We start from the raw sequence: 12,958 nt of genomic DNA, 5'->3' as shown, positions 1-12,958 counted from the left end.
CAATAGTCAGATTTAAGCTCCCAAGCTTTTCAGCCAAGTGCGGGTTCCAAATGACTGAACTGACTTGGCTGCAATTGCGGTAGCAAAACGAATTACTTCTACAACCTGTACAGCGTTTAGTTCATTAGTGTGGTTCCACAGCTGAGCACACCCCCAGGCAAAAGCGCCGTGGAAGATATCCCCCGCACCCAGCGTACACACGGTTTTCACACTAGGTACGTCAACGCTTCCCGTGACCCCATCCCACCAGTAGCGCACACTTTCCTCTCCGTTCGTCTGCACTACTTTTGTAATTCCAAAACCTTTAAGGAACTCTACAGTATCTGCAACATCAGTTGCTAAAGGCGCTTTGAAGTCCGCAGAAATTACTGCCACATCAATAAAAGGCAAGATGGTAGGTAGCCACGGCTTCCAAGATCCCCCATCCAAAATCCGCAGATAATTGGGTTTTTCCTCAATCTGAGAAAAAGGGTCATCTGCTAACAAATCACAGTTAACGCCAAAATCTATTGCACTGCTTTTTTCGTTTAAATCTAGGGGAAGCACTGCTTATGCCAGAGCATAGTTATGCCCATCGACTAAGACGACACAAACTTCCTCATTACAATTACTTACCCCAGAAACCGCTTTTTCAACATCCAGCGGTAAGCGAGAATTAGTAGAAGCTAAAGTGCGAGACCCATTTTCGAAGTTTACGAAAATAGTTGAAACTGCTGGTGCAAGATTTTCTTCCTCTTTTGCTGATACGTCAGTACAATCAACTATTTCAAGACCCTGCCGACACAGGTCCGCGCGGATAATTTCTGAAGACGTACCCAACCCTAAAGCAGAAACCAACAGTGGTTGCGCAGGCTTAAACTCGGCTTCCCCCACCCGCACTTGCAAAGCCTGCAAAGCAGCAAAAGTAACCGCCGCATTAGTAGCCGGACCACCCGCACAAATCAGTTGCTCCAGTGAAGTAACCTTCTGGTTTTCCGCAACCGCAGTTGCTACCAGCTGCGCCACATCTAAAGTCGTAATACCCACAAAAACACCACGCATAACCCCAGTATCGCATCCCAAGAGCCCAATAGTAATGCCGTAAAATAAAGGAGTGGCAGAGAAACAACAAACACGTACCTTTAACAAAAAACGTCGGCACTACACTAACCGCCCTCGAGAATTTAAATTCTCAAAGGAAGTATTAGCTGCCCGCGCAACCTCCCTGCCAGTCATCGACTTCCCCGAAAACCTCCCGGTAAGTGCACGCAAAGACGAAATCGCCAACGCCATTAAAAACCACCAGGTAGTAATCGTCTCCGGCGAAACCGGCTCAGGTAAAACCACGCAGCTACCAAAAATCTGCCTGCAACTAGGACGCGGCATTGCCAAGCTAATCGGCCACACCCAGCCACGCCGCCTCGCCGCCCGCGCAGTCGCCACCCGCATTGCAGAAGAACTCAACTCCACCGTCGGCGGTGAAGGCATCGTCGGCTACCAAGTTCGCTTCACCGACCAAGTCAGCTCAGCCACCCTGGTAAAGCTCATGACTGACGGTATTCTGCTAGCAGAAATCCAAAACGACCCCCTGCTAAACCGCTACGACACGCTCATTATCGACGAAGCCCACGAACGTTCCCTAAACATCGACTTCCTACTGGGATTCATCAAACAACTACTTCCCAAACGCCCTGACCTGAAAGTCATCATTACCTCTGCAACCATTGACTCTGCACGTTTTGCTCAACATTTTGCCGACGCTCACGGTAATCCAGCTCCGGTAATCACCGTATCTGGACGCACCTACCCAGTCGAGGTACGTTATCGTCCACTTTCCCCCGCTGAACCACCTGCGGCAGACACCGCAGAAACAGATGAAGAATCTTTCAAAAACCTGGTTTTAGAAGATCCTGACGCTGATTTAGCCTTAAACGGCTACGGTTACGGCCAAGACATCGACTATTTAAGCGCAATTTGTGCAGCCACAGACGAACTTTGCGCCGAGCCATTAGGGAATGCCGAAAACCCAGACCGTGACATCCTCATCTTCCTTCCCGGTGAACGCGACATTCGTGACACCACCAACGCCCTGCGTGACCACCTGGGTACGCGGTTCCTAAAAGCCGGTGAAGCTAGCGGAAAATCTCCTTTAGACGCGATTGAAGTAGTTCCCCTGTACTCGCGTCTTTCCGCTGCCGAACAACAGCTGATTTTTGCACCCCACCCGCGCAGGCGCATAGTTTTAGCTACCAATGTCGCCGAAACTTCCCTTACCGTGCCAGGCATTAAATACGTGATTGACCCCGGTTTAGCACGTATTTCACGCTACTCTAACCGCACTAAAGTTCAGCGCCTACCCATTGAACCAATCTCACAAGCCAGTGCCAACCAACGCAGTGGCCGCTGTGGGCGAGTTTCTGACGGCGTAGCGATTCGCCTATATTCGCAAAAAGATTTCCAAAACCGCCCTCGGTTCACAGAACCTGAAATCCTGCGTACTTCCCTGGCCTCAGTCATCCTCCAAATGGCTGCCCTGGGACTTGGTTTAGTAGAAAAATTCCCATTCCTGGATGCCCCCGCACCAAAATCCATTAAAGATGGGGTCGCGCTACTAGCCGAAATTGGTGCTATCACGGTTTCTAAACAGGAACTACGTTTAACAAAAATTGGACGCGACCTGGCGAAACTACCTATCGACCCACGTTTAGGACGCATGCTACTAGAAGCCGATAAGCTAGGCTGCAGTTCTGAAGTTCTAGTTATCGTAGCTGCGCTATCTATGCAGGATGTCCGCGAGCGCCCCGAAGCCTACCAGCAGGATGCGGATGCTGCGCATGCGCGTTTCTTAGATCCGACTTCTGATTTCATTACCTACTTAAACCTGTGGCGTTACCTGCGGGTATGTGACCGCGAGCTGTCTAACTCGGCTTTGCGTCGCCTATGTAAGAAAGAGTTCTTACACTACCTGCGTTTCCGCGAGTGGGAGGACGTAGTTTCTCAGCTGGTAGATTTAGCGAAGCCTTTACGGTTGTCTTTAGAGCCGCTGTCACTGCCAGCTAAGTCTGATTTGGCGCGCGCCCGGCAGATGAGTGGTGCGCAAGATGGGACTGTGCAGGCGGTTTTAGATTTCACTGAAGGTACGTCTTCACGTAATGCGGATTCGATTCACCAGGCACTGCTGGTTGGTTTGCTTTCTAACTTGGGGGCTTGGAATCAGCAGAAGTCTGATTATGAGGGCGCACGCGGGTCGCGTTTCACGGTGTGGCCGGGTTCTGGTTTGGCGCGTAAGCACTATGACTGGGTGATGGCTGCTGAACTGGTAGAGACTTCGCGTTTGTTTGCGCGTACGGTAGCGCGGATTAAGCCAGAGTGGGTAGAGCGCATTGCCCCTGATTTGGTGAAGCGAGTTTATTCTGAACCTTTCTGGGCGGCTTCCCGGGGGGCTGCTTTGGTGCGTGAAAAGACCATGTTGTATGGTTTAACCCTCACTGCTGACCGGGAGGTTCTGCTGGGTGGTTTACCGGCAGATATTAAGCTGGATCGTTGCGCGTCTGCTGGGTTTACGATTGGTGCGCGCGCGGGTGCTTCTGCGGATGGTTTGCAGGGAATGACGCCGGCTGAGTTGGCGCGGGATATGTTTATTCGCCATGCGCTGGTGGAGAATCAGTGGCGCGCGGATTATGCTTTCATTCGCGATAATCAGCGTTTGTTGGATTCCATTCGCGCGGATGAACATCGTTTCCGCACGGGTGGGGTGATTTCTGATGACGCGATTTTTGCTTTCTTTGATGAGCGGGTGCCAGCTTCTGTAGTTTCAGCGACGCATTTTGATGGCTGGTGGCGTAGGCAGCGGAATAAGCGCGTTCTGTTGCTGAGTCGTGAGGCTTTGTTACCGGGTGAGTTTTCTTCTTCGGCAGCGGATTTTCCTGCTGTTTGGCGCCAGGGCGAGTTCGAGTTGCCGTTGCACTATGAGTTTAATCCGGGTTCTGAACGTGATGGTGTGAGCGTGCGGATTCCGTTGGCTTTACTTCCTCGAGTGCAAGATCAGGGGTTTGCTTGGCTGGTTCCGGGCATGTTGGAAGAGTTGCTGACTGGGGTGATTCGCGCGTTGCCAAAGCAGTTGCGTCAGCAGTTGGTGCCAGCGCCGGATGTGGCTAGTAAGTGCGCGGCTTGGTTGCGTACGCAGGTTTGGCATGCGAATGGTCTTCCTGATGCTGGTTCCGATTCTGTTTCCGAGGGCGATGCATCTGATCTTTCTGCGCCACCTGCGGATGTTAATGCGGTGGATCCATTGTCGTTGGAAGCGTCTTTGTCTCGTTTAGCAGCGTGGGGTGCAAAGACTGGTGCGGTTAAATCCACGCAGGGTACGTCTTTAGTTAACGCGGGGGCTGCGGCATCTAAAAACCCGGGTGCTTCTGCAGCTTCAACGCTGGGTACGTCATTGGCGAAACCTGCAGAAAATCAAGAAAATTCAGTGGTTAAACCGGCTGAACCTGTGATTCCTGGGGTGAGTGGAAGCATTGACGTACCTGAGTTTTTCGCTAGTTTCACGCAGGCTGCGAAAGTCCTTAAAGGCGTTGACGTACCTAATGAGCTGTGGGATGAGATTGAACTACCCCCACACTTACGTTTCACTTTCGTAGTAGTTGACGAAAAAGGTAAGGAACTGCTGGCTTCGAAAGAACTTGCGTGGCTGCAAAAAGAGTTGGCGCAGCGTAGTCAAACTGCCGTGCGTTCTGCTATGCGCTCTGCCCTTACCTCAGCTTTAGAAGCAACTGAAGGTACGTCTTCACCTAAGGGAAGAGGTAAAGACCGCCCTCGGAAAAAGAATCTGCCCGGCGTAACTGCCCCCAACGTGGGTACCGCAGCCAACGCGCCTACTCCGAAAAACGCGGCCCAAACGCAGTTATTTAAGGAAACCACTGGGCTAACCGACTGGCCGGCACTAGGCACTGCCGACGATGCCCTGCCAAAAGATATTGAAGCCACCACCGCGCAAGGACTGATGGTACGTGCTTTCCCAGCGCTCCACACTGACACCGCGGAGTCTTATGCAAACAACAAAGGTACGTCTTTGCATTTCAGTGCGGGCACAAAGATTTACGCGACCCTGCATGAGGCTGACGCTGCCCATCAGGCAGGGCTAGTGCAGCTAGTGTTAGCTAAAACTGCCCTCACGCAAACTCGTATTACTACGCGGTGGAGTGGGAAAGAATCCCTACTACTTGCCGCCTCACCGTATGCGAATACCACGGCACTGGTAGCCGCTGCGCAAACCGCGGCAGTAAACGCGTTGCTTAACGATTATGCGATGCATCCAGCGTTGATTCGTTCCCGCAGTAGCTTCAATGAACTCTGCGCGTGGGTAAAACCACGTTTAGAGGATAAGGTTTATGAACTGTTGAAGTACCTAATCAACGCTTTAGCAGCCTCAGCAGATTTAGAAACCACGGTACGTGCTCACGGTACGCAGTCCATGCTACAAGTTAATGCTGCTGTGAAAGCTCACGCACAATCACTGTTAAATGACGGGTTCTTCACTCAGATTCCACCCCTGTGGATTCCCCACGTTGCCCGCTTCATTAAAGCAGATGAACTACGCGTGAAAAAGGCAGCTCAATCAGCGCAAGCACTAGCGAAAGACGCTAACTTACAGCGCGATTTAGCTGAATTAGAACATACTCTGCTACAGCGTCAGGCGGGCACTGGTTTAAATGATGCTGCGCGTCTGACGCAGCTACGCGAAGCACAGTGGCTGTTGGAAGAACTGCGGGTTTCCTACTTTGCGCAAGAGTTGGGGACTTCGCAGAAGGTTTCTGCGAAGCGACTGTGGAATCTTTTGGGATAACCCCGGGTTTGCACTTGGCAACTACCGTTCACAAGTGCAAATGCGTCGAGTAAGGTCGATATACTTAGAGGCGGATAGGAAGGCCAGTTATGCACCAGGAATTCACGCGAGTCACCGGAAATGACCGCGACCTCATTGACCGTTTTTACCGTTTAGATGGACGTAACTACGGGGCTTATAAGTCTGTAACTGGCGATTATGATTACGGGCCGTTCACTTTACACATTGACCGCGTGCAGTCTGACCCGTTTGCTTCCCCCTCTGCCCTGCGAGCCACCAGCACCCCACAGGCTCTGGGAATCCCCGAGGACCTGTTAGACTTTAACGCTAAACGCATTGCGGTAGCTGACTTTTTAGCCCGCGAATTCGCGCAAATGATTAAAGACGTACCTGAGTTACGGATTGCGAAATGCGGTCAAGAAATTTTAGAGCGCTCTTACGTACAGGTTTCTAAAACCTTAGTCGAGGTACGTTTCCAGTGTCAGTTCCCCGCGCGGGGTCGCACAATTTTGGGTCGTGAAATGGCGCGTTTAGCGGATGTGGAGATTCCTTACGCGGTAATGGATTCTTTAGATTTCCGCGATGACGATAACGCTGAAAATACCGCCCTCGGGAAAAATAATCCTCGCCTAACTGCCCTGCGCACCCACGTGGAAACCTACTTGGATTATCTTGCCTTGCAAGAGGTCTTGACGGGGAATGAGTGGGTGGCTTTTGTGGCTGATCAGTCGCTTTTGGCGCGTCGTTCCGGGGTTTCTGATTTACCTTTGACGAATGCTGTGCCGTTTGTTTCTCCAGATTCTTTGCGTGCTTCGGTTTCTTTGCCATACGCGGGCACCGTCCAGGGCATGGCGATTCCGGCGGGTATCACTTTGATTGCGGGTGGCGGCTACCATGGTAAGTCTACGCTTTTGAATGCCCTCCAACGCGCTGTTTATGCGCATATTCTAGGTGATGGTCGGGAGTTGGTGGCGACCCGATCACAGGCTATGAAGATTCGCGCGGCTGATGGGCGGGCGGTAACGAGCGTGGATATTTCTGCGTTTATTGCTAACTTGCCAGCTGGAACGGATACGGCGCGGTTTTCCACTGAGAATGCGTCGGGTTCCACTTCGCAGGCGGCAGCGATTATGGAGGCTCTGGAGGGCGGCGCGGATACTCTGTTAATTGATGAGGACACTTCTGCTACGAACTTGTTGATTCGGGATGCTCGGATGCGGAGTTTGATTAAGTCTGAGCCGATTACTCCGTTTGTGGATCGGATCCGCGCGTTAAGCGCCCAAGGGGTTTCAACAATTCTGGTTATGGGTGGCTCTGGGGATTATTTAGATGTCGCTGACCTGGTTTTGTTGATGGAGGATTACCGTTGTTTGGATGCCACTCAGCAAGCTAAGGAAGTTGCTGGGCTGATGACGCGGGAACGTTTTGATGAGCAGGAGTTCCCAGCGTTTTTGCAGCGTCATCCGCATCCTCTGCCGGCTCCGAAAGGTAAGTCTAAGACTAAGTCTCGGGGGACTGAGCAGATTACTTTGGATCGTCATGATATTGATGTGTCTGACGTGGAGCAGATTGTGGATCCTGGGCAGGCTGAGGCGATTGCTTGGGCTTTGCGCGGGTTGTTGGATCCTGCACGGCCGTCTGGTTTTAAGCAGGGGTTGTCTTTGCGTGAGACTGTGGATGCATTGGATGAGGCTTTGAATCGTCATGGTTTAAGTGCTTTGGGTGGTCCTGAGCGTCCGGCTTTCTGGGTACGTCCTCGTAAGATTGATGTGGTGGCAGCTTTAAATCGTTTGCGTGCGTTGCAGGTTGCGGCTGGTAATTCGTTAGTTTTCGTTAAGTAGAGTTAGGTACGTGTTCATGGGATCTGTTCCTCATCCGGTTTCTTTTCCGCGTGCAGATGATGGTTTTGGCTTCGCTTGGAATTGGGAAGGGCAGCGTTTTACGCCGGTTTATGAGGCGCGGGTTAAGTATATTTTCAACGCAATTTCATTGTTTCCGGATTGGACTGCGGCGATTGAGTTTGAGGGTTCCGAGGACGGCGAGGTGATTGTCGCCTACCATAATGAGTTGGGTTTTTGGCGGTATTTGATTCCGATTGAGGATCCTTCTACTCATGAGTGGGTGGATGAGATGATTGCTAAGGATAAGGCTTTCGGGGTTACTTGTGAGGGTCCGGATACTGAGGCTACGGTTTTCATTCAGGGAATGCCTTATCCGCGGGATGGTTTAATGGCGTATTTGGATGAGTTCTTTAAGGAAGCGTTGCAGGTGCACGAACAGTGAAAACAGCGTCTGCTTTGAAGTTATTTTTAACCGGTTTACGGATTAGCATTCCGATTGCTTTAGGTTATTTCACGGTGTCTATTGCACTGGGTATTTTCTGGGTGCGGAATGGTTTTTCGCCTTTGCTTTCAGGGGTTGCGTCTTTTACGACGATGTCTTCGACGGGTCAGTTTGCTGGGGTAACGTTGTTTGCGCAGCATTCTGGCGCGTTAGAGATTATTGCGACTACTCTGCTGGTGAATTCTCGTTACTTGTTGATGAGTATGTCGATGAGTATGAAGTTACCGCCGGGTACGGGCTTATTTAAACGCTTATTTGTTGCCGCGGGGGTTTCGGATGAGTTGTTTGCTTTGCATTCTTCTAAGCCGCAGCTGGTTTTACCGTTTTTCTTCGGCACTATGGTGTTGCCGATTGTTGGTTGGACTACGGGTACTTGGGTGGGCGCGTATGCGGGTGAGGTGATTCCTCCGGATTTGCAGGTGGTTGCAAATATTTTGTTATTCGCCATGTTTGTGGCGATTATTTTGCCTCCTGCGAAGGATTACGCGCCGATTTTGTTTACGATTTTGTTGGCTTCAGGGTTGTCGGTTTTACTTTGGTGGGCGCCTTGGACTGCACATTTGGAGTTTGGTTGGCGTTTGATTGGTTCGGCGGTTTTGTCGGCTGCGTTGCTGGCTTGGTTTTTTCCCGAGGGCGCTTCTGGGAAGCATTCTGGTGAGGAGTTGAAGCCTTCTCGCTGGTTGGCGCATGGTAAGGCAAAGTTGGCTGGGATTCGTCGCGTACAGCTTATTCCGCGTATTTTCCCTTGGTATGCTCCAGAAAAGTATGGTGACGTACCTTTGGCTGGTTTAGCTGATGAGACGGTTTCAGAGGGTGGTAAGTGATGGATTTGATCAGTGCAGTGGTGTTGATGGCTGTGGTCACTTACTCTATGCGCGCGTTGCCGATGTTGCTTTTCCGTAAGCCGGTGGAGAATGAGCGTTTGCAGGCTTTCTTCACTTATATTCCGTACGCGGTGTTGGCTTCTATGGTTGTGCCGGGTATGTTTTTGGCGACTTCGTCAATTTTTTCGGCGGTGGTTGGTTTCGCTGTGGCGGTTATTTTGGCGTGGCGTACTGAGAATTTGCCGCTGGTGGTCTTTGGAGCGGGACTTGCGGTATGGGCTTGGGAGTTTTTCTTAATCTAAACTGGATTCATGCTTAATTTTCATGAATCTCTGGCTGCTCAGATGGAGTCTGGGCATCATAAGGCGTTTGGCCCTAATCGTCGTTTAGCTTTTGCTGTTGCCACCATGTTGGGTGGTGCTTTTATTGGTATCGCTGACATTTTGATGTTTGCGGCTGCTGGCCCGTTTTATGTGGCTGAAAGCCCGGTAGCGCCTTTGCTGTCTGGTTTGGTTTTCGGCTTGGGTTTGGTGTTGGTTATTTTTGCGGGTGGCGAGTTAGCTACTTCTGCGATGATGGCTTTGCCTCAGGCTGTGGCTGGTAGGCAGGTTACTTGGGTGCGCGCGGTGGTTGTGCTGGCGTTGATTTTGCTGGGTAACTTGGTGGGCTCTATTGTGTTGGCGGCGATTGTGTCTGGTTCTGGTGTTTTCGCTGATGGCACTGCAGCGGGTGGCATGCTTGAGGGTTTGGTTGCTGCTAAGGCTCATAAGACTGATTTGCAGCTGTTCTTGCGTGGCATTATGTGTAACGTTTTAGTGTGTTTGGCTATTTGGTCTCAGGCGCGTACTTCTAATGACGTGGCTAAGATTATTCTTATGGGTTGGTGTATGTTCGCTTTCGTGACTTCTGGTTTTGAGCACGTGGTTGCGAATATGACGACTTTCTCTTTGGGCTTGTTCATGGGGGTTCCAGAGGCTACTTTGCTGGAGGCTTTGCGTAACTGGCTGATTGTGGGTGCTGGCAATATTGTGGGTGGCGCCTTGTTTGTGGGTGGTTCTTACTTGCTGGTGGCTGGTCCGGTTAAGGATGCGGCGGCTTTGGTTAAGCGTCACTGATTTTTAGTTTCTTTTTCCGAGGGCGGATTTCGACTGTTGCAGTATTTTTATACTGTTAGTGTTGGGGTCTGCCCTCGGTATTTTTGTGTTTTTGCGCGCGAACTTAAGTTCCCGCGTTTTGCCTGCGTGGGAATCGCAACTCGCACGTTTTGCCTGCGCGCGAACTCGCGTTCCGATGTGAGTTTTAGGCTATTGCGAAGTAAAAACTCATATGGCAACGGCGTTTCCCATGTGAGTTTTGCAGTTGGGTAAATAAAAGTGGCCGGCTCTATGCGAGCCGACCACTTTATGTTAGTTTTTCTCAGCTAAGACGCTTACGAGAACGCAGTGCCAACAGGCCACCGCCTAGCAAGGTGATACTTGCCAACAGTAGCGCTGCTGAATCTGCACCGGTGTTAGGCAAAGTACCCTTTGACTGTGGTCCTGGATTGCCTGACGCCTGTGGTGCTGGATTTGCAAGGGCTGGAGCAGGCTGGGTTGGAGCCGGAGCTGGCTTCTGTGGGGCTGGAGTAAGCTGGCTTGGTACTGGATTTGCAGGAGCTGGAGTAACAGCCTTTGCAACGACCTTCCAAGGAAGCTCAATCAGCTTAGGAGTCAGGGTGCCTACCTGAGTGAACTTCAGAGTATGGTCACCAGCTACCAGCAGAGCTGCAGTTTCAGTATTAATCTTCAAAACAGCTTTACCGCCCATGACGGTTACAGTACCCAGGGAAACAGGGTCAGAGTGTAGTACTACGCTCCATGAGGAGCCTTCTTCAACTCCGGTGAAATCCAGGTCAAGGGTGATTTCTTCACCTTCGGTGAAAGAGGAAACCGGAGTGCCGGCCGCAGAAACTGCTACCTTAACAGCTGGGTCAACCACTGGAGGCTGAGGCTGTGCAGGGGTTTCAGGCTGTTCTGGAGTGCCTGGCTGAGTGCCTGGGTTTTCAGGCTGAGTACCGGGGGTGCCTGGCTGGGTACCCGGAGTCTCTGGCTGGTTGCCTGGGATTTCTGGTTTTGGAGTTACTGGGTCAGTTGGCTTTGGTGCTGAAGCTTCAGCCTGCTTCAGAGTCAGGTTAACCTGCTTATCCAGGTCACGTTCTACCAGAGAAAGTGCGTGTGCAGCCATGGTGCCAACGAAGTACTGCTTACCTGGCTTAAACTTACCTGCTGGCACGGTGATAGTGGTAGTAAAGTTACCGTCCTTGATATTTCCTGGCATTACCCAGTCAGCTACGAGGAACTGGTTGATACGTTTTGGATCTGGGTTCTTACCTGGCGTCCATACGGATGGTTCGGTGACAACCACGTAAACGCCCTTGTCAGCAGCTGGTCCGGTGTAGCCGGTACCGGTTACCTTGAAGGTGTTGTCCTTAGCTGGATCAATATCGGTGGTTGGGGTGACGCTAAGTTCAGTTGCCTTAATTTCTTTTGGCACACCGATTACGAATGGTTCTGATTCGGCTACTTCAGATTGAAGCTTGCCGTGGATCAGCTTCAGCTGTGCCTTAAATACGCCTGCTGGAAGCTTATCGAGTTTCCAGTTAGTGTTGAGACCACGAGCATCGAACTGTTCAAAGTGGCTCTTGAAATCTGCTCCACATGCCTGGACGCAGAGGATTCGTACCAAGTAGACAGAGTGTTCTGGTTCGTAACCGGTCTGGGTCCAGCTAACGGTTGCGAAACGGTGGTCTGCAGATTCAAATACGCCGAAGCCTTCCTTGTCGATCTGCATGCGGAAGGCATCCTGGTTGGCTGGAATGACTACTGGGGCGGAGAGTTCAGTCCATGGTCCCCAACCACCCTTGTTTTCTGCACGTACCTTAACCTGGTAGCTTACGCCAGGCTTGAGTCCTTTGAAGTTAGCGAATTCTGGGGCGTCGCTAGTCATGTCTGCTTTGGCGTCTACGGTGGAGCCGTCTGAACCTACGAGCTGAATGTCGTAGTTGGTGATTGGCTTACCGTTTTCAGGTTCAAACCAGTAGGATTCGATACCGGTTGAGTCTTTTACTGCTAGGCGAGCAGAGAGACCCACTGGTACGCTTGGTACTGCAACCTTTGGGGCTTCTTCACTTCCGCCTGAACCTTCAGAACCTGGTTCTCCACCGCCTGGGGTACCGGTACCTGGTTGAGCTGGGTTAGGGGTACCTGGGTTTACTGGCGCGGTTTCTTCAGTGAGCTTAAAGTAGTCGGAAAGTACGGAAGAACCGGTGATAATGTCGATGTCCCAAGAGTCCATTGGGGCTACGGTTACGTAGTAATCAACGTTGGTCTGCAAGGTGGCAGTGTTTACGTTGACTGGGCCGTTGAAGTGGTAGCTTGCCAGGACTGGTCGGTTTCCTTGGTATACGGCAACGCGGTAGTTTCCACGGTGGGAGGCAGCACGTTCCCAGTTGACGGTAATCTGCTTACCGACTACTTCGACGGTGACATTTTTAGCTGCCTGTGGGTGAGCTGAAGGCTGAGTGCTGACTGCAGCGAAGGTGCTGGTTTCTCCATTGGTTTCTGTCGCGAATACTGGGGTTGCCATGCTAAAGAGCAATGCACCCGCAGTTGCGGTTACCAGACCGCTGCGCAGCAGGTTTTGGCTATTTTTGCGTAGCCGCATCTTCATTGATTAACTCCTTGATTATAGAGAGGCCCATTTTGGGCACACCGAAGTTAGGATAACCTCAGTAATTAAATTAAAATTAAATCTCTTTAATTGCAAGGAAAACCATAATTTAACAAATAAAATGTTTTCTTTATGGCGTCGCGTCATATAACTTCCGTGAATAGTTTTTCGAGTGCGGCATTTTAAACACTCCGCGTCTTTAAAATCTTCAACTACATACCTTCTAAACGCCCTTGAAAATAAACTAAAAATCCAC

General features: G+C 51.1%; 9 protein-coding genes. 6 read left to right on the top strand and 3 right to left on the bottom strand.

What is annotated here, in order from left to right; genetic code table 11:
• Positions 1-12 precede the first annotated feature (12 nt).
• Together HMPREF0044_RS07905 and HMPREF0044_RS07900 are read right to left on the bottom strand one after the other, a co-directional pair.
• Entirely contained in the window at positions 13-486 is a 474-nt protein-coding gene (locus HMPREF0044_RS07905; protein ID WP_158027169.1) for a PfkB family carbohydrate kinase, read from the bottom strand.
• A gap of 63 nt (positions 487-549) precedes the next feature.
• Positions 550-1,041, bottom strand: a complete 492-nt coding sequence (locus tag HMPREF0044_RS07900) for a carbohydrate kinase family protein (RefSeq protein WP_006547080.1) — start codon at positions 1,039-1,041, stop codon at positions 550-552.
• Between the two features lie 52 nt (positions 1,042-1,093).
• On the opposite strand from HMPREF0044_RS07900, the gene hrpA reads away from it, so the two are divergent.
• The 6 genes from hrpA to HMPREF0044_RS05205 all read left to right on the top strand — a co-directional run bounded on the left by hrpA (position 1,094) and on the right by HMPREF0044_RS05205 (position 10,109).
• The gene (gene hrpA / locus HMPREF0044_RS05230) at positions 1,094-5,827 is read left to right on the top strand and encodes an ATP-dependent RNA helicase HrpA (RefSeq protein ID WP_006547079.1); all 4,734 of its coding nucleotides are present in this window, start codon (positions 1,094-1,096) and stop codon (positions 5,825-5,827) included.
• Positions 5,828-5,916: 89 nt separating this feature from the next.
• On the top strand, positions 5,917-7,668 hold the full coding sequence (locus HMPREF0044_RS05225; RefSeq protein WP_006547078.1) for an ABC-ATPase domain-containing protein: 1,752 nt from the start codon (positions 5,917-5,919) through the stop codon (positions 7,666-7,668).
• A gap of 10 nt (positions 7,669-7,678) precedes the next feature.
• Positions 7,679-8,110 (top strand): hypothetical protein, encoded by a 432-nt coding sequence (locus tag HMPREF0044_RS05220; protein ID WP_040313040.1) that lies wholly within the window; start codon positions 7,679-7,681, stop codon positions 8,108-8,110.
• Positions 8,107-8,994, top strand: coding sequence for an AzlC family ABC transporter permease (locus HMPREF0044_RS05215; RefSeq protein WP_006547076.1), 888 nt, complete (start codon positions 8,107-8,109; stop codon positions 8,992-8,994). Before HMPREF0044_RS05220 ends, HMPREF0044_RS05215 begins: the two co-directional genes overlap by 4 nt.
• On the top strand, positions 8,994-9,296 hold the full coding sequence (locus tag HMPREF0044_RS05210; protein WP_006547075.1) for an AzlD domain-containing protein: 303 nt from the start codon (positions 8,994-8,996) through the stop codon (positions 9,294-9,296). Before HMPREF0044_RS05215 ends, HMPREF0044_RS05210 begins: the two co-directional genes overlap by 1 nt.
• Positions 9,297-9,305: 9 nt before the next feature.
• Complete coding sequence (locus HMPREF0044_RS05205; protein ID WP_006547074.1) at positions 9,306-10,109, top strand: formate/nitrite transporter family protein; 804 nt, start codon at positions 9,306-9,308, stop codon at positions 10,107-10,109.
• A gap of 301 nt (positions 10,110-10,410) precedes the next feature.
• On the opposite strand, the gene HMPREF0044_RS05200 is transcribed toward HMPREF0044_RS05205, so the two are convergent.
• Positions 10,411-12,702 carry a fibronectin type III domain-containing protein gene (locus tag HMPREF0044_RS05200; RefSeq protein WP_006547072.1) on the bottom strand — a complete coding sequence of 764 codons (2,292 nt, stop codon included), beginning with the start codon at positions 12,700-12,702 and terminating at the stop codon, positions 10,411-10,413.
• Between the last annotated feature and the right edge of the window lie 256 nt (positions 12,703-12,958).

It is taken from the genome of Gleimia coleocanis DSM 15436, from assembly GCF_000159015.1.
Classification (GTDB): Bacteria; Actinomycetota; Actinomycetes; order Actinomycetales; family Actinomycetaceae; genus Gleimia; species Gleimia coleocanis.
This window is presented reverse-complemented; position numbering and strand designations above follow the sequence as displayed.